The organism is Sulfitobacter mediterraneus (assembly GCF_003054325.1).
Lineage (GTDB): Bacteria > Pseudomonadota > Alphaproteobacteria > Rhodobacterales > Rhodobacteraceae > Sulfitobacter > Sulfitobacter mediterraneus.
The window spans coordinates 62,657-86,929 of sequence record NZ_QBKU01000009.1; the positions used below are offsets into that span (position 1 = coordinate 62,657).

Annotated in this window: 26 protein-coding genes; 11 read left to right on the forward strand and 15 right to left on the reverse strand. The window is 59.5% G+C overall.

Annotation, left to right across the window (positions count from 1 at the left end; translation table 11 throughout):
• Positions 1–6: 6 nt before the first annotated feature.
• From C8N31_RS14660 to C8N31_RS14680, 5 genes are all read left to right on the forward strand, one after another.
• Positions 7–900, forward strand: a complete 894-nt coding sequence (locus C8N31_RS14660) for a cell division protein FtsX (RefSeq protein WP_025046617.1) — start codon at positions 7–9, stop codon at positions 898–900.
• Positions 900–1,628, forward strand: coding sequence for a lysophospholipid acyltransferase family protein (locus C8N31_RS14665; protein WP_025046616.1), 729 nt, complete (start codon positions 900–902; stop codon positions 1,626–1,628). The genes C8N31_RS14660 and C8N31_RS14665 overlap by 1 nt, the downstream gene beginning before the upstream one ends.
• Entirely contained in the window at positions 1,621–2,226 is a 606-nt protein-coding gene (locus C8N31_RS14670; protein WP_025046615.1) for a pyridoxamine 5'-phosphate oxidase family protein, read from the forward strand. The genes C8N31_RS14665 and C8N31_RS14670 overlap by 8 nt, the downstream gene beginning before the upstream one ends.
• 153 nt (positions 2,227–2,379) lie before the next feature.
• Positions 2,380–3,369 (forward strand): sterol desaturase family protein, encoded by a 990-nt coding sequence (locus C8N31_RS14675; protein ID WP_170116168.1) that lies wholly within the window; start codon positions 2,380–2,382, stop codon positions 3,367–3,369.
• 393 nt (positions 3,370–3,762) lie between these two features.
• Positions 3,763–4,140, forward strand: coding sequence for a hypothetical protein (locus C8N31_RS14680; RefSeq protein WP_197021491.1), 378 nt, complete (start codon positions 3,763–3,765; stop codon positions 4,138–4,140).
• A gap of 45 nt (positions 4,141–4,185) precedes the next feature.
• Here the strand turns inward: C8N31_RS14680 and lpdA are convergent, their stop codons facing one another.
• The 14 genes from lpdA to C8N31_RS14750 form a co-directional block, all read right to left on the reverse strand.
• The gene (lpdA, locus tag C8N31_RS14685; RefSeq protein WP_025046612.1) at positions 4,186–5,574 is read right to left on the reverse strand and encodes a dihydrolipoyl dehydrogenase; all 1,389 of its coding nucleotides are present in this window, start codon (positions 5,572–5,574) and stop codon (positions 4,186–4,188) included.
• 90 nt (positions 5,575–5,664) lie between these two features.
• Entirely contained in the window at positions 5,665–6,060 is a 396-nt protein-coding gene (locus tag C8N31_RS14690) for an MAPEG family protein (protein WP_025046611.1), read from the reverse strand.
• 65 nt (positions 6,061–6,125) lie between these two features.
• Entirely contained in the window at positions 6,126–6,509 is a 384-nt protein-coding gene (locus C8N31_RS14695; RefSeq protein WP_025046610.1) for an MAPEG family protein, read from the reverse strand.
• A 79-nt stretch (positions 6,510–6,588) separates the two neighbouring features.
• Complete coding sequence (gene odhB, locus C8N31_RS14700; protein WP_025046609.1) at positions 6,589–8,124, reverse strand: 2-oxoglutarate dehydrogenase complex dihydrolipoyllysine-residue succinyltransferase; 1,536 nt, start codon at positions 8,122–8,124, stop codon at positions 6,589–6,591.
• Positions 8,124–11,087 carry a 2-oxoglutarate dehydrogenase E1 component gene (locus tag C8N31_RS14705; RefSeq protein ID WP_025046608.1) on the reverse strand — a complete coding sequence of 988 codons (2,964 nt, stop codon included), beginning with the start codon at positions 11,085–11,087 and terminating at the stop codon, positions 8,124–8,126. The genes odhB and C8N31_RS14705 overlap by 1 nt, the downstream gene beginning before the upstream one ends.
• Positions 11,088–11,203: 116 nt before the next feature.
• Positions 11,204–12,091, reverse strand: coding sequence for a succinate--CoA ligase subunit alpha (gene sucD, locus C8N31_RS14710; RefSeq protein ID WP_025046607.1), 888 nt, complete (start codon positions 12,089–12,091; stop codon positions 11,204–11,206).
• A gap of 155 nt (positions 12,092–12,246) precedes the next feature.
• Positions 12,247–13,095: a class I SAM-dependent methyltransferase gene (locus tag C8N31_RS14715; RefSeq protein ID WP_025046606.1), complete on the reverse strand. Its 849-nt coding sequence runs from the start codon at positions 13,093–13,095 to the stop codon at positions 12,247–12,249.
• Positions 13,092–13,619: a hypothetical protein gene (locus C8N31_RS14720; protein ID WP_025046605.1), complete on the reverse strand. Its 528-nt coding sequence runs from the start codon at positions 13,617–13,619 to the stop codon at positions 13,092–13,094. The genes C8N31_RS14715 and C8N31_RS14720 overlap by 4 nt, the downstream gene beginning before the upstream one ends.
• A 35-nt stretch (positions 13,620–13,654) precedes the next feature.
• A complete protein-coding gene (sucC, locus tag C8N31_RS14725) occupies positions 13,655–14,848 on the reverse strand; it encodes an ADP-forming succinate--CoA ligase subunit beta (RefSeq protein ID WP_025046604.1) in 1,194 nt (397 codons plus the stop codon).
• A 181-nt stretch (positions 14,849–15,029) separates the two neighbouring features.
• The gene (locus C8N31_RS14730) at positions 15,030–15,734 is read right to left on the reverse strand and encodes a DUF4344 domain-containing metallopeptidase (RefSeq protein WP_051544555.1); all 705 of its coding nucleotides are present in this window, start codon (positions 15,732–15,734) and stop codon (positions 15,030–15,032) included.
• A 32-nt stretch (positions 15,735–15,766) separates the two neighbouring features.
• Entirely contained in the window at positions 15,767–16,798 is a 1,032-nt protein-coding gene (locus C8N31_RS14735; protein ID WP_025046602.1) for a MaoC family dehydratase, read from the reverse strand.
• Complete coding sequence (locus tag C8N31_RS14740) at positions 16,798–17,001, reverse strand: DUF1737 domain-containing protein (protein ID WP_025046601.1); 204 nt, start codon at positions 16,999–17,001, stop codon at positions 16,798–16,800. Before C8N31_RS14740 ends, C8N31_RS14735 begins: the two co-directional genes overlap by 1 nt.
• Before the next feature lie 10 nt (positions 17,002–17,011).
• Positions 17,012–17,557: an NnrU family protein gene (locus tag C8N31_RS14745; protein ID WP_025046600.1), complete on the reverse strand. Its 546-nt coding sequence runs from the start codon at positions 17,555–17,557 to the stop codon at positions 17,012–17,014.
• Positions 17,558–17,563: 6 nt separating this feature from the next.
• On the reverse strand, positions 17,564–18,421 hold the full coding sequence (locus tag C8N31_RS14750; protein WP_025046599.1) for an HpcH/HpaI aldolase/citrate lyase family protein: 858 nt from the start codon (positions 18,419–18,421) through the stop codon (positions 17,564–17,566).
• 328 nt (positions 18,422–18,749) lie between these two features.
• Between C8N31_RS14750 and C8N31_RS14755 the strand changes: the two genes are divergently transcribed.
• Positions 18,750–19,082, forward strand: a complete 333-nt coding sequence (locus tag C8N31_RS14755; RefSeq protein ID WP_037908654.1) for a hypothetical protein — start codon at positions 18,750–18,752, stop codon at positions 19,080–19,082.
• 53 nt (positions 19,083–19,135) lie between these two features.
• Here C8N31_RS14755 and C8N31_RS14760 read toward each other — a convergent pair whose 3' ends face one another.
• The gene (locus tag C8N31_RS14760) at positions 19,136–19,891 is read right to left on the reverse strand and encodes a sulfite exporter TauE/SafE family protein (RefSeq protein WP_025046597.1); all 756 of its coding nucleotides are present in this window, start codon (positions 19,889–19,891) and stop codon (positions 19,136–19,138) included.
• Between the two features lie 109 nt (positions 19,892–20,000).
• Here C8N31_RS14760 and C8N31_RS14765 point away from each other — a divergent pair, with 109 nt between their 5' ends.
• The 5 genes from C8N31_RS14765 to sdhD all read left to right on the forward strand — a co-directional run bounded on the left by C8N31_RS14765 (position 20,001) and on the right by sdhD (position 24,249).
• On the forward strand, positions 20,001–20,975 hold the full coding sequence (locus C8N31_RS14765; protein WP_025046596.1) for a PRC-barrel domain-containing protein: 975 nt from the start codon (positions 20,001–20,003) through the stop codon (positions 20,973–20,975).
• Positions 20,976–21,185: 210 nt separating this feature from the next.
• Positions 21,186–22,148, forward strand: a complete 963-nt coding sequence (mdh, locus tag C8N31_RS14770; RefSeq protein ID WP_025046595.1) for a malate dehydrogenase — start codon at positions 21,186–21,188, stop codon at positions 22,146–22,148.
• 495 nt (positions 22,149–22,643) lie between these two features.
• Positions 22,644–23,309 (forward strand): DUF1194 domain-containing protein, encoded by a 666-nt coding sequence (locus C8N31_RS14775; protein WP_025046594.1) that lies wholly within the window; start codon positions 22,644–22,646, stop codon positions 23,307–23,309.
• Positions 23,310–23,480: 171 nt separating this feature from the next.
• Positions 23,481–23,864: a succinate dehydrogenase, cytochrome b556 subunit gene (gene sdhC / locus C8N31_RS14780; protein WP_025046593.1), complete on the forward strand. Its 384-nt coding sequence runs from the start codon at positions 23,481–23,483 to the stop codon at positions 23,862–23,864.
• 13 nt (positions 23,865–23,877) lie between these two features.
• The gene (sdhD, locus tag C8N31_RS14785; RefSeq protein WP_025046592.1) at positions 23,878–24,249 is read left to right on the forward strand and encodes a succinate dehydrogenase, hydrophobic membrane anchor protein; all 372 of its coding nucleotides are present in this window, start codon (positions 23,878–23,880) and stop codon (positions 24,247–24,249) included.
• The last annotated feature ends 24 nt before the right edge of the window (positions 24,250–24,273 follow it).

Here is a 24,273-nt window from a genome sequence, read left to right on the forward strand (position 1 = left end):
GCCAACATGAAATATCTGCGCGGGTTGATCGCGGGTGATCGGCAAGCGGACCGCGTTGTCCCGCCCTCGGGCTTTACCGCGCAGCTGACCCTGTTTGCTGCGGCGGCGATGGCGTTTCTGGCGGTTTTTGCGCTGGCTCTGTCCCTTGCGGCAGGACGTTTGGCAGACCGTTGGGGCGATGAATTGGCCCGGTCCGCGACCCTGCGCATTGTTGCGCCGCTGGACCAGCGGCAGGCCCAGACCGATGCCGCCCTGCGCATTCTGGAAACCACCAAGGGCGTGGCCAGCGCCCGCGCCCTCACGGATGCCGATCAGCAAGCCTTGTTAGAGCCGTGGTTTGGCCCGGATCTGGCGCTGGACACATTGCCGGTGCCGCGCCTGATCGAAGTGATCGAAAACGACGAAGGCATGGATGCCGCCGGTTTGCGCCTGCGTTTGGCCGCCGAAGTGCCGGGCGCGGTGCTGGATGACCACAGCCGTTGGCGCAAGCCGCTGATTGACGCGGCCGGGCGGCTGCGGATGCTGGGCTGGATCTCAACCCTGTTGATCGCGGCGGCGGTGGCGGCAATGATCACCCTTGCCGCGCAGGCCGCACTGGCCGCCAATGCACAGGTGATCGCGGTGCTGCGCCTTGTCGGGGCGACAGACGATTACATCGCACAGGCCTTCATCCGCCGCTTTACCCTGCGGGCGCTGTCCGGCGCGGCGGTTGGCACGGGCGTTGGGCTGATTGCGATGGTGCTGATGCCCGATGCCTCTGACGCGCCGGGGTTCCTGACGGAGCTTGCGTATCAAGGGGTTCACTGGATCTTTCCGCTGCTCATTCCGGTGCTGGCCGGGGCCGTGGCCTTTGCCGCGACGGGCACAGCCGCGCGGCGGACATTGAGGGAGTTGGCATAATGCTGCAATGGGTGCGTTCGATCATCTATATCATACAGGTCACCATCGCGATGCCGATCATCGGGCTGGCCTTTGCCCCATGGGCGATGTTTTCCAAGGCCGGGGCCTATAAAGCCTGCAAAACCTATGCGGCCTATGCGATGTGGTCGGCCCGCTGGCTGATCGGCTTGCGCAGCGAAGTGCGCGGCGAGGTGCCGCAAGGCGAGGTTCTGGTCGCGGCCAAACACCAGTCATTTCTGGATATCATGATCATTTTTCACGCGCTGCCACGGGCCAAGTTCATCATGAAGCGCGAGATCCACTGGACCCCCGTCATCGGCCAATACACCAAGCGGATGGAGATGATCGCGGTCGATCGCGGCAAACGCGGCAAAGCCATCGCCAAGATGATCGAGGATGTGAATGCGGGCCGCATGGAAGGCGGGCAATTGGTGATCTATTCCCAAGGCACCCGTGTCGCGCCGGGGGCGCATATTCCTTACAAGGTCGGCACCTCTGTGCTTTATGGCCAATTGGGTCAACCCTGCGTGCCTGTGGCCACCAATGCCGGCTACTTCTGGCCGCGCCGGGGGCTTTATCGGCGCCCCGGAGTGGCCGTGGTTGAGTTTCTGACACCGATCGAGCCGGGCCTGACCAAGGAGGCCTTTATGGCCGAGCTGGAAACACGGGTTGAACGGGCCTCGGAAGATCTGCTGCTTGAAGCGGGGTGGAGGAGGCCAGATGTATAAGATCACCGATATCACGGCGCTTGAGACGCTGTATGGGCAGGCAGGCGCACCGTCGTTGCGCAAGGTCGCAGACCGTCTGACGCCGCTTTATCGCAAGTGGATCATGGCCTCAAAACTTTGTGTTCTCAGCACCGCCGGGGCCGAGGGTACGGACGCCAGCCCGCGCGGGGATGATGGCCCCGTGGTAACGGAACTGGATGAATTCACGCTGGCCATGCCCGATTGGCGCGGCAACAACCGATTGGATTCGCTACGCAATATCGTGACGGATGGCCGCGTGTCGCTGATGTTTGTGGTGCCGGGCTCCAACAACGTGGTGCGGATCAATGGCACTGCTTTTCTGACCGATGATGCAGACCTGCGGGCGCGGTTTGAAAAGAAAGGCCGCCAGCCTGCCACTGTGATCGTGATCCAGATCGCGGAGGTCTACACTCAATGCGCCCGCGCCCTGATGCGGGCGGGCACATGGGCGGGTGTGGACGAAAGCACCGGCTTGCCGACTGTGGGCGAAATTCTGGCTCAGATGACCAGCGGAGAAGAGGGCGGTGCCCCCTATGACGCCGCATGGGGCGCGCGGGCCAAAGACACCATGTGGTGACAGGCGATTTGACAGGCACAATCTTTTTTCGACTTTGACCGATTTTCGACACTTTTCCCGATTACTACTGCCGTAGGCAGTGGGAAAGAAAAGAAAATGCAGACAGGAATTGACCTTTTAGACCGCTTCATCGCGCATGCCATGGACATCGTGATGTTTCCGTTCGACTCGCAACAGCGGATCTTTGCGCTGTATCTGGCGTGCTCAGTGGTGATCGCATTTGGGATCTATTTGCTGGCCCGGCGGCGCGGCGCACAGACCGAGGGCGGGTTTCTGCGATTTCTGTTTCCCAAACACGTCTGGCAACACCCTTCGGCTTGGCTTGACCTGCGCTATTTCTTCTTTCATCGCATCTTTGGGCATTTCTTTATTCTGGGGCTTGGCGCGTGGTTTACCGTGCTGCCCTACAAATACATCACTGGCACCGACCAGGTGGTCGCAAAAGCGTTGGAGAATGTGACGCCGCCTCTGTCTGAGCTGGGGCAATCGCTGGGCTTTATGGTTGTTGCGGTGATTGTTGCTGATCTGATCGGCTATGTGGCGCATTACCTGCAGCACAAGTCGGTGTTTCTGTGGCAATTCCACAAGGTGCATCACAGCGCCGAGGTGATGCATCCGGTGTCAAACTACCGAGAACACCCCGTCGATAACCTGTTTTACATCACTTTGAACGGGTTCGGGTACGGGGCGATCCTGGGTCTGGCGACCCTGGTCTATGGTTTCACACCCAGCTTGCCGACCCTGCTTGGCGTGCCTGCGATGCATCTGCTGTTTAATGTGGCGGGGTATAACCTGCGGCATTCGCATATCTGGCTGAAGTGGCCGGGCAAGCTGTCGATGATCTTTCCCTCGCCCGCGCACCACCACGTGCATCACAGCTGCCACCCTGATCACATCGACAGAAACTTTGCCTTCATGCTGCCGATTTGGGACGTGATCTTTGGCACTTACCACATGCCTGAGGACAATCGTGACGTGAAATTCGGGATCGGCAAAGAGGACAAGGGTGAATTCACCAGCTGCGCCCGTCTTTATTGGGTGCCTTGCCGGGATGCTTATCGGGTTGTGCGGCGCCGTTTGCGTCGCAAAAACGGGCAAGCGCAGGCCGCAGCGCCGCAAACACCGAACGTGCCCGCGGAATAATCACGCCAAGCAACCGCGGCAGGCAGCGCCTGCGCGGTTTGTTTTGCAATCCTATCTGGATCTGTGGGGCCGTTAAGAAATGGCGGCGCCGCCGGATCGGAGATGTGAGACAGGTGTCACCCTGCACCCTGAACTGTTCAGTGCGGTCTGCCTGTATGGCAGACCTCGTTTTCCGAATGTGCCACGGAATGTCAGCCCGCAGCGGTGTCGCGACGGGTTGGGTTGTAGGCGGGCAGGGTGAAGGAATGGTGAGGCCAGCGTACGGTGGTCGTTACACTCAAAACCTTTCCAAATGATTAATGCGGTGCTGCCTTGCAAGACAATTCATGGTAGAGGTGATTCTTTACATTTCAACTATGAGAATCGTACATGAAGAATACCATTTCAGCCGCATTGATCGGCGTTGTTGGCCTTGCGGGATGCGCCCAGAAAGCTGAGGACGTCACGGCTACATATATTTCACCGATGGCCTACCAGTCCTACTCTTGCAAACAAATTGCCCAAGAAGCCAGCCGCGTGAGCGGCCGCGTTGGCGAATTGTCTGGCGTTCAAAACAAGAAAGCCAGCGACGATGCTGTCGCGACCGGGATTGCCCTGGTGGTCTTTTGGCCTGCTGCTTTCTTTATCAAGGGCGACAAACAAACCGCAGCTGAACTTGGACGGTTGAAGGGCGAGTTGGAGGCATTGGAGCAAGCAAGCATTCGCAAGAAGTGCGGTATCGTGTTCAAGCGGGCCGTACCAGCGGAGGCCGAGAAAGAAGAAACTGAATAGTGGATCGGTGACGGGTGAGGATCAACTTGCCCGCCACCAAATGCATCAACTGTGGATCGGACCATCGCCGCAGGCCAGCGCGGCCTCGCGCACGGCTTCGGAATAGGTCGGATGGGCGTGACAGGTCAGGGCCAGATCCTGAGCAGATGCGCCAAACTCCATTGCCACACAAATCTCGTGGATCAATTCGCCCGCTGCCGGACCAATGATATGAGCGCCTAGAATGCGGTCGGTTTCTTTGTCTGCGAGAATTTTCACAAACCCTTCACCGGCGAAGTTCGCCTTGGCGCGGGCATTGCCCATAAAGCTGAACTTGCCAACCTTGTAGGCACGGCCTGCTTCTTTGAGGGTGGCTTCGGTTTCACCAACGCTGCCAACCTCGGGGGCGGTGTAGATCACGCCGGGGATCACGCCATAGTTCACATGACCATGCTTGCCCGCAATCACCTCGGCAACGGCCATGCCTTCGTCTTCGGCTTTGTGGGCCAGCATCGGGCCTTCGATCACATCGCCAATGGCATAAACGCCCGGCACCGAAGTTTGCCATGTGCCGTTCACGGCGATCTGGCCGCGTTTGGTCATCTCGACATTCAGCGCCTCAAGACCCAGCCCTTCGACATAGGGTTTGCGCCCCGTTGCGACCAGCACAGTGTCGGCATCCAGCACATGTTCGCTGTCATCCTTGCGCAGCTTGTAATGCACCTTGGCTTTGGTTTTGGTCGCTTCGGTCTTTTGTACCGCGGCGCCCATGACAAATTTCATGCCCTGTTTCTTGAGGGTGCGCTGGAAGGTTTTCTGGACCTCGGGGTCCATGCCGGGGGTGATCGCATCGAGGAATTCGACAACGGTCACTTCGGCGCCCAGGCGGGCATAGACGCTGCCCAGTTCCAGCCCGATCACGCCTGCGCCGATCACCACCAGTTTCTTTGGCACCTTGTTCAAGGTCAGTGCGCCGGTGGAGGTCACGACCACCTTTTCGTCCACTTCGACGCCCGGCAGGGCCGATGGCTCTGACCCGGATGCGATGATGATGCTTTTGGCTTCATGCACCTCTTCGCCCACTTTGACTTTGCCGGCCTCTGGCACGGAACCCCAGCCCTTGAGCCAGTCGATCTTGTTCTTTTTGAACAGGAATTCGATGCCCTTGGTGTTGGTGTCGATGGTGTTTTGCTTGTAGGTCAGCATCTGCTTCCAATCGACAGAGGGGCTTTTGCCCTTCAGACCCATCTCGGCAAAGTTATGTTCGGCCTCATGCAGCATATGCGAGGCATGCAGCAGCGCCTTGGACGGGATACAGCCGACGTTCAGGCAGGTGCCACCAAGGGTTTCGCGCCCTTCGACAACGGCGGTTTTCAGGCCAAGCTGGGCACAGCGGATGGCGGCCACATAGCCGCCGGGGCCTGCGCCGATCACGATGACATCATAGCTGGACATTGGGGGTCTCCTTGGGTGTTTGGGACATGTCTGAATTTGAATTTGTGGATGAGGTTAGGCGCCGCGAGGGGCGCGGGCAAGGGCGGCAGGTCATACAAGCGCCGCCAGCAGCATCAGCGTGGTGGCCAGAAATCCGGCGCTCCAGATGGCAGAGCGGCCGGGGCGCAGGCCCTTGGCATAGGCAGGGATATAGGCCACCCGCGCCGCCAGATAGATCCATGCGCACAGACCGGTAAAACCGGAGTTCTGGCCGGACATTTCGATCACGCCCACAGCGATGGTGAACAGGATCAGCCCCTGAAAATGGTTATCAAAGGCGCGGCCCAGCCGTGCGGTTTGGTCCGACATCGGACGGCTTGGCGCGCGGTCGCGGGGCGACATGGTATAGCCCGGCCCGACCTCGCGGTTGGCAGGCACCGCATAAAGCAAGAACTGCACCACCTGCAAAAGCGCGGCGAGGGTCAGAACGGTGAGTTCGGTGGACATGGACATCAATCCAGTTCAGGGGGCAGGGTCAATGAGAAGGCAGGCCATTTGCACAGGCCCAAACATCAAAGCGCCAGAAGATACAAAACGGCGGTGGCGGCAAAGCCGACCAACCAGGCCAATGTGCGGATCGCAGGCACGCCCAGTGCATAGACCGGCAGATAAATGATCCGCGCCACGAGAAAGAGTTGTGCCACCAACAGGGTGGTTGAGGTGGTCTTGCCCTGCACCACCAAAAGCAGGATCGCGGGGGCAAACAGCGCCATTGCGGTGATCGAATTGGTCAGTGCCCGGTTCATCCGCGCCGTCATGCGCCCCACCTCGCGCGGCTCATCCCGTGCGGACATCAGATAGCCCATCGACAGGGTTTGCAGAGAGCCGAGGACTTGCAGCAGGATCGTCAGCAGAACCAACAGGCCATAAGCGGCGAGGATGGTTGTTTCGGTCATGTCGGGAACTCCTCAAAGATCGCGGTGGGCTTCGGGACGGAAGGGCAGGCCGGGCAGGATGCCCGGCCTACGGGGTCTTTTACAGATCCATCAGCAGGCGGCGTGGATCTTCGAGCATCTCTTTGACGCGGACAAGGAAGGTCACCGCGCCTTTGCCGTCGATGATCCGGTGGTCATAAGACAGCGAGATATACATCATCGGACGGATCACGACCTGACCGCCAATGGCCATCGGACGGTCCTGAATTTTTGCCATCCCGAGGATGCCCGATTGTGGCGGGTTCAGGATCGGCGCCGTCATCAGCGAGCCGTAGACGCCGCCGTTGGAGATGGTGAAGGTGCCGCCGGTCATGTCGGCCATGGTCAATTTGCCATCGCGGGCCTTTTTGCCCATTGCGCCGATAGCCTTTTCGATACCGGCAAAGGACATCGTATCCACGTCGCGGATCACCGGCACAACCAGACCTGTTGGCGTGCCTGCGGCAACGCCCATGTGCACGTAGTTCTTGTAGATCACATCGGTGCCGTCGATCTCGGCGTTGACCTCTGGGATCTCCTTGAGCGCGTGACAGCAAGCCTTGGTGAAGAAGGACATAAAGCCCATGCGCACGCCATGCTTTTTCTCAAAGTCGGCTTTGTAGGTGTTGCGCAGTTCCATCACCTCGGTCATGTCGACCTCGTTGAAGGTGGTCAGGATCGCCGCGGTGTTCTGTGCCTCTTTGAGGCGGCGGGCCATGGTCTGTTTCAGACGGGTCATGCGCACGCGTTCCTCGCGGGATGCATCGTCTGGTGCGGATGCGGCGCGGGCCGGAGCGGCGGCGGGTGCCGGTGCAGAGGCCGCAGCGGAGGTGCCAGCGGCCAAGGCGCGGGCCACGTCGTCTTTCATGATGCGGCCATCGCGGCCAGAGCCTTGGACCTGATCGGGGCTCAGCCCCGCTTCGGCCATGGCTTTCTTGGCAGAGGGGGCATCTTCGACGTCTTTGCCGGTGCCGCCCGAAGGTTGGGCCGCGGGCGCCGGTGCGGCAGCGGATGCGCTGGCCGAAGCCGCCGCGCCCGCGCCGGAGGCGATGACTGCCAGCTTGCCGTTGGCCTCAACCGTGCTGCCTTCGGCGGCGATGATCTCGGTCAATGTGCCAGCGGCGGGTGCGGGCACCTCAACGCTGACCTTGTCGGTTTCCAATTCGCACAGCATTTCATCCTGCGCGACGGTATCGCCGACCTTTTTGAACCAGGTGGAAACCGTCGCCTCTGTCACGGATTCGCCAAGGGTCGGCACCATCACATCAACGGCTGATCCGCTGTCTTGTACAGCGGCGGCTGGCGCGGCCTTGGCTGGTGCGGCGGCGTCTTTGGCGGCGGGCGCGGCAGCGGCGGCGCCACCTTCGGAAATCGTGGCCAGCAATGCGTTTACACCGACAGTTTCGCCCTCGGCGGCAACGATATCGCCAAGAGTGCCAGCGATCGGGCTTGGCACTTCGACGGTGACTTTATCTGTTTCCAACTCGCAGAGCATCTCATCAACAGCCACCGCATCACCGGGTTTCTTGAACCACGTTGCAACGGTTGCCTCGGTAACAGATTCGCCCAGTGTCGGGACGCGTACTTCGCTAGTCATTATGATTTTCCTTTAACGGTAAGCGCCTCGTCCACGAGGGCGGCTTGTTGTGCTTTGTGCTGGCTGGCGAGGCCAGTCGCAGGAGAGGCCGCAGTGGCGCGGCCCGCATAGATCGGGCGGGTGTGCTTGGCTTTGATCCGGCCCAGCACCCATTCGATGTTGGGTTCAATAAAGGTCCAGGCGCCCTGGTTCTTGGGCTCTTCCTGACACCATACCATTTCGGCCTGTTTGAACCGTTCCAGCTCCTTCACCGCGGATTGGGCGGGGAAGGGGTAGAATTGTTCAAAGCGCAGCAGATAAACATCGTCGATGCCGCGCGCGTCACGTTCCTCAAGCAGGTCAAAGTAGACCTTGCCGGAACACATCACGACCCGTTTGATCTTGTTATCTGCCACCAGTTTGGTGTCGGAGTTGCCCTGCTGGGCATCATCCCAGAGCACACGGTGGAAGGAGGATCCGGTGGTGAACTCTTCGGCGCGGCTGACCGCGAGTTTGTGACGCAGCAGCGACTTGGGTGTCATGAGCATCAGCGGCTTGCGGTAGCTGCGGTGCAGTTGGCGGCGCAGGATGTGGAAATAGTTCGCAGGCGTGGTGCAATTGGCGACGATCCAGTTGTCACCGCCGCACATGGTCAGGAACCGTTCCAGACGCGCGGAGGAGTGTTCCGGCCCTTGCCCTTCATAGCCATGCGGCATCAGGCAAACGAGACCCGACATGCGCAGCCATTTGCTTTCGCCCGAGCTGATGAACTGATCGAACATGATCTGCGCACCATTGGCAAAATCGCCAAACTGCGCTTCCCACAGGGTCAGCGCGTTGGGCTCTGCCAGCGAATAGCCATATTCAAAACCCAGCACCGCATATTCAGACAGCATGGAATCGATGACCTCGTATTCGGCCTGACCCTCGCGGATGTTGTTGAGCGGGTAATAGCGTTCTTCGGTCTCCTGATTGACCAGACCGGAATGGCGTTGCGAGAACGTGCCGCGGGTGCTGTCCTGACCGGCGAGGCGCACTTTGTAGCCTTCGGTCAGCAGCGACCCAAAGGCCAGCGCCTCGGCTGTGGCCCAGTCAAAGCCTTCGCCCTCTTTGAACATCTTGGCCTTGGCATCCAGCAAACGCCCCACTGTTTTGTGCAGCGGGAAGCCGTCGGGCGCGGTGGACAATGCGCCGCCAACCTCGTCCATGGTTTTCTTGGCGATGGCGGTTTTGCCGCGCTGGTATTTGTCTTTCTGCTTGTCCAGATGGGACCATTTGCCATCCAGCCAATCAGCCTTGTTGGGGCGAAATTCTTTGCCCGCCTCGAACTCATCGTTCATGCGTTTCTGGAAATCGGCCTTGAGGTCTTCGATTTCGCCCTCAGGCACCAGACCGTCACGGACCAGACGATCAGAATAGAGGCTGAGCGTGGTTTTCTGGTTCTTGATCTTTTTATACATCACCGGGTTGGTGAACATCGGCTCGTCGCCTTCGTTGTGACCAAAGCGGCGGTAGCAGATCAAATCAATCACCACGTCTTTGTGGAACTTCTGGCGGAATTCGGTGGCCACTTTGGCGGCGTGTACCACGGCCTCGGGATCGTCGCCGTTGACGTGGAAGATCGGTGCCTCAACCACCAGCGCATTGTCGGTGGGATAGGGCGAGGAGCGCGAGAAATGCGGCGCGGTGGTGAAACCGATCTGGTTGTTCACCACGATATGCATGGTGCCGCCGGTTTTGTGGCCGCGCAGGCCCGACAGGGCGAAACATTCGGCGACGACACCCTGACCGGCAAAAGCCGCATCGCCGTGCAGCAGGATCGGCATCACCGCGATGCGGTCATGATCGTTCAACTGGTCCTGCTTGGCGCGGACCTTGCCGATCACCACGGGGTTCACCGCCTCAAGGTGGGAGGGGTTTGCCGTCAGGCTGAGGTGGACGGAGTTGCCGTCAAAATCACGGTCGGAGGAAGCGCCGAGATGGTATTTCACATCGCCGGAACCGTCGACGTCTTCGGGTTTGAAGCTGCCGCCCTGAAATTCATTAAAGATCGCGCGGTAGGGTTTCTGCATGACGTTGGCCAGCACCGACAAACGGCCCCGGTGCGGCATGCCGATCACGATATCGCGCACACCCAACTGGCCACCGCGTTTGATCACCTGTTCCATCGCGGGGATCAGGCTTTCGCCGCCATCAAGGCCAAAGCGTTTGGTGCCCATGTATTTCACATGCAGGAATTTCTCAAAACCTTCGGCTTCGACCAGCTTGTTCAGGATCGCTTTTCGGCCCTCTTTTGTGAAGGCGATCTCTTTGCCGTAGCCTTCGATCCGCTCTTTGAGCCAACCGGCCTCTTCAGGGTTGGAGATATGCATGTATTGCAGCGCAAAGGTGCCGCAATAGGTGCGTTTCACGATATCGACGATCTGTTTCATCGTCGCAACTTCGAGGCCAAGCACGTTGTCGATGAAGATCGGGCGGTCCATATCCGCATCGGAGAACCCATAGGATTTTGGGTCAAGTTCGGGGTGGCTGCCCATGTCGCGCATGCCAAGCGGGTCAAGGTCCGCCGCCAAATGCCCGCGAATACGGTAGGCGCGGATCAACATCAGGGCGCGGATACTGTCCAGCACGGCCTGTTTGACCTGATCGTCGGTGATGCTGACGCCTTTTTCGGCGGCCTTTGACTTGATCTTGTTCCCGGCGGCGGTGGCCTCTTCGGCTTCGGGCCAAACACCGGTCAACGCGCCCATCACCTCGCCAACGGGGGCGGGGGGCCAATCGGGCCGCGCCCAAGACGGGCCAGCAGCCTCAGCCGTGACATCGCCGGAGGTGTCGCCCATCGCCCCAAAAAACGCCTGCCATGCCGCATCCACTGCATTGGGATCATTGGCATAGCGGGCATACATCTGTTCGAGGTATTCGCCGTTTTCCCCTTCGAGGAAGGAAGAGGCGTGGAATTGGTCGTTGCCGGGTTGTTCGGTCATGGGAATACCTCGTTTGAGTTAGGACCGTATGTCTTGGGGCCGGAATATGGAGCAGGCGCTGCCCAATCGGGCAGGGGCGCAGGCCGGACACAATTGCCCGGCCTGCGATTTTTGGTTTAGCCTTTTGCGATGGCTTCTTTCACCGCTTCGCCCAGTGTTGCGGGGCTTTCGGCGACGGTAATGCCCGCGGACATCATCGCTTCGATCTTGTCTTCGGCGCCGCCTTTGCCGCCCGCAACAATTGCGCCGGCGTGGCCCATGCGGCGGCCGGGAGGGGCGGTGCGGCCCGCGATGAAACCGGCGGTTGGCTTCCAACGGCCTTTTTTCTTTTCATCGGCGAGGAATTGCGCCGCTTCTTCTTCGGCAGAGCCGCCGATTTCGCCGATCATGATAATTGACTGGGTCTCGTCATCGGCGAGGAACATTTCCAGCACGTCGATGTGTTCGGTGCCTTTGATCGGGTCGCCGCCGATACCCACAGCCGAGGACTGGCCATAGCCCAGATCGGTGGTCTGCTTGACCGCCTCATACGTCAGCGTGCCGGAGCGCGAGACAACACCGCAGGAGCCGCGTTTGTGGATGTGGCCGGGCATGATGCCGATTTTGCAGGCGTCAGGCGTGATCACGCCGGGGCAGTTTGGCCCGATCAGGCGGGATTTGGACCCTTCAAGGGCACGCTGCACGCGCATCATGTCCAGCACCGGGATGCCTTCGGTGATGCAAACGATCAATTCCATCTCGGCGTCGATTGCCTCAAGAATGGAATCGGCGGCAAAGGGGGGCGGCACGTAGATCACCGATGCGTTGGCTTCGGTCACATCTTTGGCCTCGTGCACGGAGTTGAACACCGGCAGGTCGAGATGGGTCTGGCCACCTTTGCCCGGTGTCACGCCGCCGACCATTTTGGTGCCATAGGCAATCGCCTGTTCGGTGTGGAATGTCCCCTGAGAGCCGGTGAGGCCCTGACAGATCACGCGAGTATTTTCGTCTACAAGTACGGCCATTGGTTTTCCTTAGTTAGCGGGCAGGGGCTGCGCGTTCGGGATGAACGCAAAACGCCTGCGGGTCATTTGAATGGTGAGCGGGTTGCCATCGCGCCGGTCTGCCGGAGCGGCAGGTGGGGCAAGGCGGTCAAGGGTTTGGGCGGAAACAGACGAGATCATGCCGTTCCCTCCGGTGATTTGCGCAGCAACACCGAGACGTTGTCATCAAGGGGCAAGGTCACGCGGTTGATCAGCGTTGTCGAAAATCCGGCGCGTCTGGCGGTGTCCGTCAGGGTGGCCAGCGTGAAATAGTTGACGTGGTCAGGATAGCGAAAGCCGCACCACTTCGGGCCAATCGCCTTGCGGTTCAGCGAGCCGTAGTTGGGCACACGCACAAACACACCGCCGCTGTCCTTGAGCGCCCGGTGCGCACCGCGCAGCACCGACATCACGTTGGTTTCATGCTCAAGATAGGAGAACATCACGATGCCATCAAACTGGCCCTCGTCGAATTTCCAGATCGCCTCGGCCCCGGCGCCGTGGATGCAATATCCGCCGGATTTGCGCATTTCGCTGTCGGCGCGGGCATGCAAGGCGGTGGACAATTCGATGCCATAGGGGGTCATTGGCGGTTTGATCCGCGCCCCTGCGCCGCAACCGATGTCCAGCACATGACCATCGTTAAACCAGCGCCGGAAAGACGCGGTCTTGTCGCGGGTCATGCCCAGTTTGGTCCGGATGGCCCGCACATATGGGCTCAGCGGAGTGGACCCTTTGGTGGCGGTTTTCTTTTCTTCGTAGGTTTTTTCCCAAGCGAAGTCTTCTTCGAGGGCGGCGTATTCTGCGGGGTTGCGCAGATAGACCAGATTGCAGCCCGCGCAGGACACCATTTGCCAGTGATCGGGGGAATAGTCGGGCAGCGGGGTGCAGGTTGCACTGCTGCACACCGGACACTTGCGCAGCTCGGGCGCGGCATCGGGGGCGGGCAGTTCGGCACCGGGGAGGGCATGTAGCGTGGCGCTCATGATCCGTCCTCCGGCAGGCCAAGCCCGGCATAGAGGCGATCAACGCCCATGTAGGTCTGAACCCTGCCTTGCGCCGCGCGGGTGCCAACCTGCACAACCGCCACACGCCCGCGCAGCAATTCCCGCCCTTCGATCAGGGCGGTGCCGTCGTCTGCGGTATGGGTGTCGGGCAACGGGATCTTGGTGCCGAAAACCGGCGGTGTCGCCATCTGCACGCGCAGGGCTTTGATCGCGGCAGTGCTGTGATCGCCGTCAAAGGAGACCTCGCAGCGCCGTTCCACGCCCTGTGGTGCACCGTCAGGGCGCGGCTCTAGGCTGTCATCCCAGAAGGTCAGAGCAAAGGGCGCGTCATCAACGCCCATATTGGCCCGCGCCTGTGCCTCTGTCTGGCCAGCCTTGAAACACCAAGCGTTGAAGGTGTCGATGGCGGTATGGGCCGATCCCTGCGCAACAGCAACAGACGCCGCCCCGAAAAGGGCGATGCCTGCAAGCAGTGTTGCGGAGGATCTGGTGATGGCACTCATACCGATATCTTCACCTTAGATGGCTAAGCCGAAGCTTAACCCTTAACAGCCTGCACGATCTTCTGTGCGCCGTCTTTCAGGTCGTCGGCGGCGATCACATCAACGTCGGAATTGTTGATGATGTCCTTGCCTTCCTGCACGTTGGTCCCTTCGAGGCGCACAACCAGTGGCACCTTGAGGCCAACCTCTTTCACAGCGGCGACAACGCCTTCTGCGATCACATCGCAGCGCATGATGCCGCCGAAGATGTTCACGAGGATGCCTTTGACCTGTGGGTCGGAAGTGATGATCTTGAAGGCTTCGGTCACTTTCTCTTTGGTCGCGCCGCCGCCCACATCGAGGAAGTTGGCAGGCTCGGCCCCGTAGAGTTTGATGATGTCCATGGTGGCCATCGCCAGACCCGCGCCGTTCACCATGCAGCCGATTTCACCGTCAAGCGCGATGTAGTTCAGATCGTATTTGGAGGCTTCGAGTTCTTTGGGATCTTCTTCGGTCACATCGCGCAGTTCGGCGATGTCGGCGTGGCGGTAGATCGCGTTGCCGTCAAAGGACACTTTGGCGTCCAGCACTTTGAGATCACCGGAATCCGTGACGATCAGCGGGTTGATCTCAAGCATTTCCATGTCTTTTTCCATGAACGCTTTGTACAGCAGACCCATCAGGCCAACGCATTGCTTGACCTGCTTGCCCTCCAGACCCAGCGAGAACGCGATGCGGCGGCCATGGAAGGCTTGGTAACCTGTGGCCGGATCAACAGAGAAGCTGAGGATTTTTTCAGGGGTGCTGGCGGCGACCTCTTCGATGTCCATGCCGCCCTCGGTGGAGCAAACGAAGGACACGCGGGATGTCTGGCGATCGACCAGCAGGGCGAGGTAAAGCTCGGTCTCGATGCCGGAGCCGTCTTCGATATAGATGCGGTTGACCTGTTTGCCGACCGGGCCGGTCTGATGGGTGACCAAGGTGCGGCCGAGCATCTTTTTGGCTTCTTCAGCGGCTTCTTCCACGGATTTGGTCAGACGCACACCGCCTGCTTCGCCAGCGTCGGCCTCTTTGAATTTGCCTTTGCCGCGGCCACCTGCGTGGATCTGGGCTTTAATCACCCAAAGTGGGCCGTCAAGTTCACCGGCGGCGGATTTGGCGTCTTCGGCTTTGAGCACGACGCGGCCATCGGATACAGGGGCGCCATAGCTGCGCAGGAGGGCTTTCGCCTGGTATTCGTGGATGTTCATGAAAAACGGTCCCGTTTTGGTTCAAGTCACCGTGCAGTATGCCGATGAATCTTATGGTTCGGTAAAGGTTTTTCGCAGTTTGCCTCATATTACCAGTATAAAGTGACATTTGTGATCACACGAGAAAAAAGTGTGATCACAAAAACTGGGGATTATGCGAATCCCCAACAAAATATGAAGGTCATTCGATGTTTTGGGCGGCGCGTTCAAAAAGGTGCGACTCAAGTTCGAGACACATTGTAATCGTTTGATCCGCCGGATCGTAGAATGCGTTGGCCTCGCCGCAGGGTTCGGCACGGATGGTCACAGGATAGGGCAGGGTCAGCTGATCGTTCAAGGCCGCGACCTCGGTTGCGATCACATCTTGCAGGGGGGAGGGGCCAGCATCCTCAAACACCAAGGATGCGCCGCCACCATTCTGAGTGATGTCGTCCAGCACCGGCCCCCAACTGGCCAGCGCAAGATCAAATTCCTCGGCGCAGGTTTCGGCGCGGTCTTGTGGCAGGTCAAGATCCACCGCGATGTCCGCGCGCAATTCCGGGTCCGCGCCGTAGAACAGGCAAACGAGGTTATAGTGCCTTTGCAAGTCGGGGCCGTGGACATCCCACCAGAGCGGCTCTTCCCCCTCTGTCGCGGCAGCCTCGTCCAGAAAACCAAAGGCCGCGTCGCGGGCGATGGACTGCGCGGTGTCTTCCTCAAACAGCGCATCAATCAGCAGGATTGACGCGGTGTCGGCGGCGTCCTCTTCCTGGCCAAAGACGGGTAGGGCCATGACATCAATCAAAGCATGGCCCAATTCGTGATAGAAGATCGAGATCAGGTTGGCCTCGACATAGGCCTGAGTCTCTGTGGGTGATTGCGCAGCAGCGGGACCGTTCAGCGCCATGGCGGCGAAAAGAGAAAAGCCCCGCAGCCAGATCACAGCGGCATCAACGCCCAATAGTCGAGATCGAGCAGCACATCGGGCAGGTATTTGCCGTCCGCCCCGCGCAGGGCAAAGGGATCGCCGCCTTTGGTCGCCACCAGTCGAAGCCGGATTGCACCGACGCCGGGCGCATCCGTTTCGGCTTTGTCTAGCACCTCGGACCAGGCCCGCACGGTGTCGCCGGACAGGCAAGGGTTGGCATGGGCGCCGCCATTGAGGCCCGCAATCATCTGCGCATTGGCCAGCCCGTTGAAAGACAGCGCCCGCGCCATCGAGATCACATGCCCGCCATAGATCAGGCGGCTGCCATCGGGGCGGGCGGAGGTGTCGAAATGCACTTTGGCGGTGTTCTGCCACAGGCGGGTGGCCATCATATGTTCGGCCTCTTCGATGGTCACGCCATCGACATGGTCGATCTGTTCGCCGATCTCATAGTCGCCCCAGCGGTGCGGCTCGCCCGCGAGGGTGAAATCGTAGTTGGAGAAATCCAGCCCCGTCGGCACCACCAGTTGATCCGGGGTCAGCGCCTTTGGCAGATCGGGGATCACGGTTTCGGGCGCGGGGGCATCCAGATCGCGTTTGCGCACCATCACCCAGCGCACATATTCCAGCACGGTTTCATCCCGTTGGTTCACCCCGGTGGTGCGCACATAGACCACACCGGATTTGCCGTTGGAGTTTTGTTTGAGGCCGATCACTTCGGATTGGCTGCGCAGGGTGTCGCCGGGCCAGACAGGGGCCAGCCAGCGCCCTTGGGCATAGCCCAGATTGGCCACCGCATTGAGCGAGACATCCGGCACGGTTTTGCCAAAGACGATGTGAAAGGCGATCAGATCATCCAGCGGGCTGGCAGGCAGGCCGCTGTTTTTGGCGAATTGGTCGGAGGAATAAAGCGCATGCCGCGCGGGGTAGAGCATATGATAAAGCGCCCGTTCGCCCCCCGAAACGGTGCGCGGCACCGCGTGGTGCAGGGTCTCGCCCAGGCGGTAGTCTTCGAAAAAGCGCCCTGTGTTGGTCTTGGCCATCAGTGTGCCCCCAGCTTGGTTTCGGGGGTATAGGTGCCATCGACCTCTTTCACCACGGATTGGCCGCAGCGCATGACGCCCGCCTTGTGATCCCATGTCTGGGTGGGCGATCCGTAAAGTTCCCAGCCTTTGTTCAAGGCATCGGTGACCTTGTGGCAGAATGCGGATGTGTCCTCTTCGGAGAGGAAGCGATAGAGTTTCATGGCAATTTCCTTAGCCGAAGGGGTTGTAGCCGAGCCAGCTGTGGACAAGGCCGATCACGGCCAAAAGCACCAGGGAGATGACAAGGAACATCGCGTCCTTGGCGATGCTGCCCTTTTGTGGCGGGGTCCAGCCAGGTTCGGCACGGTTGATCACGACCATTTCGGCCAGCGCCCAGACGAGCAGCCCGCCAAAGAGCACCACCGAAGGTGTGTCGCCATTGACCAGCAGGTGGGCTATCGCCCAAAGCGAAAAGCCGGTCAGCATCGGGTGGCGCATCTTGTAAAAGATCGCCCCTTTGGAGGGGCCGGGGCTGACGAAATAGAGCGCGGCAACCATCAGCAGGTTGTTGATCCCCGTCAGGGCAGAGGTGCGGCCCCAGAAGAATGTGCCGTCCCACATCCGGTAGCCGAAGATCATCAGCAGGATGGAGAGGCCGATGGCCAGTGCCACAAAGCCTTTGCCCTTTTCGCCAAGGGCCGCGCGTTGGGCGGGGAGGGCGCGTTTGTAGAAATGGGCGGCCGCCCAGAGGGCGAGGCCGAGGAAAAGAAGGATCATGACGGGTTACTCCTGCTGAAGGGCTTGGATCGCTTCCAGTTTTGCCAGTGTTTCACGGGCAGTTGCAACATGCAGGTTTTCGACAATACGTCCATCGACCACCGCAACCCCCTGACCGGAGGCTTCGGTTTCTTCAAAGGCGGCGATTTGGCGGCGGGCCAGATCGGCCTCTTCTTGCGAAGGGGAGAAGGCGGCATTGGCCACGGCAAGCTGTGCCGGATGGATCAGGGTTTTGCCGTCAAAGCCCATGTCGCGGCCCTGATCGCTTTCGATTTTGAGACCGTCGTCATCTTTGAAGGCGTTATACACACCATCAATAATCGCAATCTGATGCGCCTTGGCGGCCAGAACGCAGAGGCCGAGACCCGTCATCAGTGGCAGGCGGTCAGCGCGGGTGCGGGTTTGCAGGTCTTTGTTCAGATCGTTGGTGCCCATGACCATCGCCTCAAGCTGGGGATGTGCGCCGATGGCCCCGGCGTTGAGCATGGCCATCGGGGTTTCCATCATGGCCCAAAGCGGGGTGTCGCCCACCAGAGCGGCCAGTGCATCGAGATCGGCAGGGCTGCCGACCTTGGGCAGCAGGATGGCATCGGCGTCCATCTTGGCGGCGGCGCGGGCGTCATCAGCGCCCCATTCGGTGTCCAGACCGTTGATGCGGATCACCTTGTAGCGCGCGCCATATCCGCCCTCGGCCAAAGCCGCCGCGAGGGTTTCGCGGGCTGATACTTTTTCTTCGGGCGTGACTGCGTCTTCGAGATCAAAAATGATCGCATCGCACGCCAAAGTCCGCGCCTTGTCCAGCGCACGGGGCTTGGAGCCGGGGATATAAAGGACAGAACGCAGGGGGCGGGTGATCTTGGGCATGGGCAGCTCCGTTCGAGGGCGCAGATGCGCCGGGGTCATAAAGTTGCGCACAAAGGGGCATTTCTTTCAGAAAAGTTCAAGCCAAAACGTGCCGCGCTGCAGCAAAAATCAAATGCAACAGGTATGAGGGCGCATCATTAACCTTAATTTCAGTCCTCTGACGCAGGCTGGCCCCGTCACCTTTCGTGGCTTGGGCACTCACCGCGCAAACGCCGGATCGCCTGATCGGAAGTGCAGACATGTCATAACCGGGCTCGCCCCCCGTTCTGCCGGCAATACCGGACAGGTCATGAACCGGAGGCGCCGCCTTTTGAATGAAGGCAATGGAATGCAACGTATGGACAAATATTTGAAACTTATCGGGCTGACCGCCGCGGCGGTCTTTTATCTGGCTGCGGTCACGGATGCAGCGGCGCAATCGTCGCGCAATTGCGGGCCGCGCATTGCGGTGGTTGAACGATTGGCCGAAGGGTACGGAGAGACCCGGCAATCCATGGGCCTTGGCGCGAACAACGCGGTGGTTGAGGTTTTTGCCTCTGAAGAGACCGGCAGCTGGACCATCACCATCACACGGCCAGGCGGCTTGACCTGCTTGGTCGCGTCGGGTCAGGCGTTTGAAGAGGTGGCCGAGGCGCTGCCGACCAGCGATGAGGATGCCTGAGGCAAGAAGGCCGATCTGAACAATACCAAAAGGCGGGCTTTGGCCCGCTTTTTCTATGTCAGACCATCCCAGATCAATTTTGATCCGGTGACAACCAGCAGCACATAGGTCAGCGCAAAGAACAGCCGTTCCGGAACCAGCACATGCGCCCGCACGCCCAGCCATGTGCCCAGAATCGCAAAGGGCGCAAGGATCAGATTGGCCAGCAAGGTTTGCGCAGTGAACATGCCAAGCGCGGCATAAGGCACAAATTTGATGATATTGAGAATCCAGAACAACAGGACCGTGGTGGCCTGATACTGCGTCTTGTTCAGATCGCGGGTGAGCAGGAAAATGGCGGCAGGCGGGCCGCCTGCGTGGCTGACGAAGGTGGTAAAGCCGACCACGGTGCCGATCACCACACCCGCCCAATCGGGCATGCGTTGTTGAGCCAGACGGACGATCCCGAGCTTGAGCGCCATTTGCCAAAGCACAAAACCCACCGAGACACCGCCGATCAAGAGCCGGAACACATCGGGAGACGCCACCCGATATAGGGCCGCGCCAAGGATCACACCCGGCACGCCGCCTAGCACCAAAAGCCGCACGTCCGGCACGCTCCATTTGCGCCAATAGGGTTTGAGAGATCCCGCGTCGATCAACATGAGCAGCGGCAACATCACCCCAAGCGCCAGCCCAGGTTCAATCACCAGCGCCAGCACAGTGGCCGACGCAAAGGCCGCGCCAGAGCCAAAACCGGCCTTGGACACCCCGGCAAACACCACCGCCGCGCCTGCGATGCATAAAAACCAGAGGTCAAAGGTGATCATGGCGGCGGGGCTTCACATTTTTTCGAGAACGACCGGAACAAGACCGGCAATGCGGCGTTAGGTCCACACTCGGTAACGTTAACTTAGTAACTCTTAGGAGAACAGTACAATGAAACGCTTTCTGACAACAACAGCCGTAGCTTTGACCCTGTCCAGCGCCGCCTTTGCAGGCAGCCATTCGGGCATGATCACAACTGTAGAAGCTGAGAAAAGCGACTTTTTCGCATCCGACCTGATCGGCATGCGGATCTACAATTCCGAAACAGATATTGACCCCATGACGCCCCTTGCGGACGGCGCGGAGCGTGAATGGGATGACATCGGCGAGATCAACGACATCATCATCAGCGAGAGCGGCGATGTGCGGGCGGTGATCCTGGGTGTGGGTGGTTTCCTTGGTTTGGGGGAACGTGACGTGAGCGTCTCAATGGATGACATCAAGGTGCTGCGCGAAGCGGGCGACAGCGGGGACCGTTTTCTGGTTGTGACGACCTCAAAGGAAATGCTGGAGAAAGCCCCCGCTTTTGAGCGCGAGATGGAGCAGGCAGCAAACAACATCAAAGCCGAGACACATGCGATGGCCGAAACAGCCGAAGCCGAAGCGACGGATCTGAAACAAGATCTGGTTGCCTCTGCCAATGACGCGGCAGAGGGCGTTGAAACCCGCATCAAAGAGGTCGCGCAGGAAACCGAAGCCGAAGCAGAGCAACTGACGGCAGAGGCGGACGCGGCGATCGACGCGCCAGTTCTGGGCCGCCCGATGGTAGAGCGTGACGGATTTGAGCCGATGGACATCGACGTGGCGCGGGCCGATCCGCTGACGGCGGAAAAGATCCAAGGCGCCGCTGTGATGGGCCAGAACGACGAATCCGTAGGCGAAATTGACGCATTGGTCCTGACCGACAAGGGCGAGGTGGCCGAGGTCGTGATCAATGTGGGCGGCTTTTTGGGTCTAGGGGAAAAGCCGGTCGCAGTTCCCTTTGAACAGTTGCAGATTCTGCGCGATGTCGATGGCGATGATCTGCGGATTTACATCGACGCCAACGAAGCGGCGTTGAAGGCCAAGCCCGAATACAAGGGCTAAGGAACCCGTTTCGTTCGGGCAAAGCCCGGACAATCAGTTAGTATGTTAAAGAGTATGGGCCATCGCATTTGCGGTGGCCCGTTTTTATTGCATTTGTGATCACGAATTCTTAACCACCTGCGGCGTTTAAGCCTGTCTTGATCGCGCAACTTGCAGCGCGGCGCGCATTTCGCTATCTCACGCGCAACGTAACCTGGACGGAGACATATCATGGCCAGACCCAAAATCGCGCTCATTGGCGCCGGTCAAATCGGCGGCACCCTTGCCCACCTCGCAGCATTGAAAGAACTCGGCGACGTTGTTCTGTTCGACATCGCAGAAGGCATCCCGGAGGGCAAAGCGCTCGATATCGCAGAATCGGGCCCATCAGCCAAGTTCGACGCCAACATGTCCGGCACCCAAGATTATGCCGATATCGCGGGCGCAGATGTGTGCATCGTGACCGCAGGTGTGGCCCGCAAACCGGGCATGAGCCGCGACGATCTGCTTGGCATCAACCTCAAGGTCATGAAATCCGTGGGCGAAGGCATTGCCAAACACGCGCCGGACGCCTTTGTGATCTGCATCACCAACCCGCTTGATGCGATGGTCTGGGCCTTGCGCGAATTTTCTGGCCTGCCACATGGCAAGGTGTGCGGCATGGCCGGTGTGCTGGACAGCGCCCGCTTCCGTCATTTCCTGGCAAGCGAATTTGACGTCTCCATGAAAGACGTCACAGCATTCGTGCTGGGCGGTCATGGCGATACCATGGTGCCACTGGTGCGCTATTCCACAGTTGCCGGTATCCCGCTGCCGGATCTGGTGAAGATGGGCTGGACCACGCAAGAGAAGCTGGACGCGATTGTGCAGCGGACCCGTGATGGCGGCGCCGAGATTGTTGGCCTGCTGAAAACTGGTTCTGCATTCTATGCGCCCGCGACATCGGCGATCGAGATGGCAGAAAGCTATTTGAAAGACCAAAAGCGCGTCTTGCCTTGTGCAGCCTATGTTGATGGCGCTTACGGTTTGGACGGGTTCTATGTTGGTGTGCCAACAGTGATCGGCGCAGGCGGGATCGAGCGTGTTGTGGAGATTTCCATGAACAAGGACGAACAGGCGATGTTCGACAGCTCGGTCAACGCGGTTAAAGGTCTGGTCGACGCCTGCAAAGGGATCGACGGCAGCCTGAAATAAGGTTTGCATTGAGAGATTGAGGAAGGGCGTGCCGCTGGGCGCGCCCTTTTTTGTTTGAGTGGGCCCGGAACAAGGCGTAGCCGCCGGGCCATCGGCGGCCCGCCCCACGGGTCGGCGATTTTGATGGGTGGTTGGGGGCTGGTGGGCGCGCGTGCGCTTGGCTGCGATAAAGTGCCGAACTGCGAAGGTTGGTCGCCCACCCGCAGGCCGCCGATGGCCCTGTGACGCTTGCTGAAATCTTGTACTTTCCTCTGTTTTTGCGAGATGCGCACTCTTAGCCCGGAACAAGGCGTAGCCGCCGGGCCATCGTCGGCCCGCCCCACGGGTCGGCGATTTTGATGGGTGGTTGGGGGCTGGTGGGCGCGCGTGCGCTTAGCTGCCATAAAGTGCCGAACTGCGATGTTTGATCGCCCATCCGCAGGCCGCCGATGGCCCTTTGTGCCAATCTCAGGATTGTGTGATGCGCAGGCGGGCGCGGTGATCTAACCTGCGGCCATGCGTGTGCTTTTGACTCTTCTGGCGTTGCTGGCCCGTCCTGCCCTGGCCTGTGAACTGGCGCTGGTTTTGGCGGTGGATGTCTCCGGCTCGGTTGACCGGGATGAATACCGCATCCAGATGGACGGGCTGGCTGCGGCCCTGTCAGACGGCATTGTGACGGAAGCCTTGGTTGAGCAACAGGCCAGGGTGACGTTGATCCAATGGTCTGGCACCTCGCGGCAGGAACAGACGATCCCCTGGACCGTGATCACAGATTTTTCAGATGTTGCGGCGCTGGCAGAACAGGTCGCTCATGCACCACGGCGCTGGCACAATTATTCAACGGCCATTGGCGAGGCGCTGACCCTGTCTGCACAGGTCTTGGAGACCGCGACAGAGTGCCGCCGCAAGGTGGTGGATGTGTCGGGGGATGGCAAATCCAATGAAGGGATTGCCCCGGCAGATGTTCTGCCACAGATGCGGGGCAAGGGCATCATTGTGAACGCTTTGGCCATTGAGACTGACGATACGGACCTTACGGCCTACTTTTTTGAGAATCTCATTTCCGGCGAAGGCGCTTTTGTTATCACAGCCAACGGTTTTGAAGACTATCCGGCCCAGATCCGGCGCAAATTGCAGCGTGAAACCACCAAACAACTGAGTCTTGCTCTGCCATTTGAGTGAGCGTGTGATCACAGTGGATTATCGTGTGATCACAAAACGCAAGAATCGCTACTATTTTGAAAAAAATGTGCCTAGATGCGCCAACAAACCGCGCCCATACCCCCGCTAGACCCGTGACAGGCCGTAAAAAAACGCTATCACTGGGGTAACCAACAGCAAAGGACCTGTGCCATGGCCGATGTAAACCGGGGCAACCGCCCGCTGTCGCCTCATTTGTCGATCTACCGACCGCAACTGACGTCGATGTCATCCATCCTGACCCGGATCACCGGCAATGCGATGCTGGTGGCGGCGTTGTTGATTGTCTGGTGGTTCCTGTCTGCGGCCACCTCGCCTGCATATTTTGAGATTGTGAACGGCCTGCTGACCTGCTGGTTCGGTGATCTGGTCATGTTCTTCTCGGTGCTGGGGCTTTGGTATCACACGCTGGCCGGGATACGGCACCTGATCTGGGACAACGGCTATGCGCTGGACATTCCTACGGCTGAAAAACTGGGCTGGGCCGTGATCTTTGGGTCTATCCTGCTCACCCTGATCACTGTCGTGATCGTTTAAGGAGGTCTGAGAAATGGCATATCTTACCGACCGCAAACGCGCCCGTGGCCTTGGCTCTGCCAAAACCGGCACGGCGCACTTCTGGGCCATGAAGGTCAGCTCTGTTGCGCTGCTGATCCTCATTCCGTTTTTTGTGTTCACCTTCGGGTCGGCGCTGGGCGGAAGCTATGAGGAAATCCTTGCCTATTACAGCCGCCCGTTCCCGGCGATTGTGGCGGCCCTGACCATTCTGGTGGGCTTTAAACATTTCAATGATGGCGTGCAGGTTCTGATCGAGGACTATGTGCATGGCACCAGCCAAAAAGTGGCGATCATCCTGATGACCTGCCTGAGCTACGGCGCAGCGGCGGTTGGCGTTTTTGCCATCGCCAAGCTGGCGCTCTGATCCAAACATTCCCACGGGAGACCG

Excerpts from the sequence above, each read along its gene's own strand:
- C8N31_RS14755 (WP_037908654.1), top strand. The coding sequence starts at position 18,750 with ATGCAACGTATGGACAAATATTTGAAACTTATCGGGCTGACCGCCGCG.
- sdhD (WP_025046592.1), top strand. The coding sequence starts at position 23,878 with ATGGCATATCTTACCGACCGCAAACGCGCCCGTGGCCTTGGCTCTGCC.
- mdh (WP_025046595.1), top strand. The coding sequence starts at position 21,186 with ATGGCCAGACCCAAAATCGCGCTCATTGGCGCCGGTCAAATCGGCGGC.
- C8N31_RS14690 (WP_025046611.1), bottom strand. The coding sequence starts at position 6,060 with ATGTCCACCGAACTCACCGTTCTGACCCTCGCCGCGCTTTTGCAGGTG.
- C8N31_RS14740 (WP_025046601.1), bottom strand. The coding sequence starts at position 17,001 with ATGAAACTCTATCGCTTCCTCTCCGAAGAGGACACATCCGCATTCTGC.
- C8N31_RS14695 (WP_025046610.1), bottom strand. The coding sequence starts at position 6,509 with ATGACCGAAACAACCATCCTCGCCGCTTATGGCCTGTTGGTTCTGCTG.
- C8N31_RS14750 (WP_025046599.1), bottom strand. The coding sequence starts at position 18,421 with ATGCCCAAGATCACCCGCCCCCTGCGTTCTGTCCTTTATATCCCCGGC.
- sucD (WP_025046607.1), bottom strand. The coding sequence starts at position 12,091 with ATGGCCGTACTTGTAGACGAAAATACTCGCGTGATCTGTCAGGGCCTC.
- sucC (WP_025046604.1), bottom strand. The coding sequence starts at position 14,848 with ATGAACATCCACGAATACCAGGCGAAAGCCCTCCTGCGCAGCTATGGC.
- C8N31_RS14720 (WP_025046605.1), bottom strand. The coding sequence starts at position 13,619 with ATGAGTGCCATCACCAGATCCTCCGCAACACTGCTTGCAGGCATCGCC.
- lpdA (WP_025046612.1), bottom strand. The coding sequence starts at position 5,574 with ATGTCCAGCTATGATGTCATCGTGATCGGCGCAGGCCCCGGCGGCTAT.
- C8N31_RS14745 (WP_025046600.1), bottom strand. The coding sequence starts at position 17,557 with ATGATCCTTCTTTTCCTCGGCCTCGCCCTCTGGGCGGCCGCCCATTTC.
- C8N31_RS14705 (WP_025046608.1), bottom strand. The coding sequence starts at position 11,087 with ATGACCGAACAACCCGGCAACGACCAATTCCACGCCTCTTCCTTCCTC.
- C8N31_RS14665 (WP_025046616.1), top strand. The coding sequence starts at position 900 with ATGCTGCAATGGGTGCGTTCGATCATCTATATCATACAGGTCACCATC.
- C8N31_RS14735 (WP_025046602.1), bottom strand. The coding sequence starts at position 16,798 with ATGGCCAAGACCAACACAGGGCGCTTTTTCGAAGACTACCGCCTGGGC.
- C8N31_RS14670 (WP_025046615.1), top strand. The coding sequence starts at position 1,621 with ATGTATAAGATCACCGATATCACGGCGCTTGAGACGCTGTATGGGCAG.
- C8N31_RS14660 (WP_025046617.1), top strand. The coding sequence starts at position 7 with ATGAAATATCTGCGCGGGTTGATCGCGGGTGATCGGCAAGCGGACCGC.
- C8N31_RS14730 (WP_051544555.1), bottom strand. The coding sequence starts at position 15,734 with ATGGCGCTGAACGGTCCCGCTGCTGCGCAATCACCCACAGAGACTCAG.
- C8N31_RS14765 (WP_025046596.1), top strand. The coding sequence starts at position 20,001 with ATGAAACGCTTTCTGACAACAACAGCCGTAGCTTTGACCCTGTCCAGC.
- C8N31_RS14760 (WP_025046597.1), bottom strand. The coding sequence starts at position 19,891 with ATGATCACCTTTGACCTCTGGTTTTTATGCATCGCAGGCGCGGCGGTG.
- C8N31_RS14715 (WP_025046606.1), bottom strand. The coding sequence starts at position 13,095 with ATGAGCGCCACGCTACATGCCCTCCCCGGTGCCGAACTGCCCGCCCCC.
- odhB (WP_025046609.1), bottom strand. The coding sequence starts at position 8,124 with ATGACTAGCGAAGTACGCGTCCCGACACTGGGCGAATCTGTTACCGAG.
- C8N31_RS14675 (WP_170116168.1), top strand. The coding sequence starts at position 2,380 with ATGTTTCCGTTCGACTCGCAACAGCGGATCTTTGCGCTGTATCTGGCG.
- sdhC (WP_025046593.1), top strand. The coding sequence starts at position 23,481 with ATGGCCGATGTAAACCGGGGCAACCGCCCGCTGTCGCCTCATTTGTCG.
- C8N31_RS14775 (WP_025046594.1), top strand. The coding sequence starts at position 22,644 with ATGCGTGTGCTTTTGACTCTTCTGGCGTTGCTGGCCCGTCCTGCCCTG.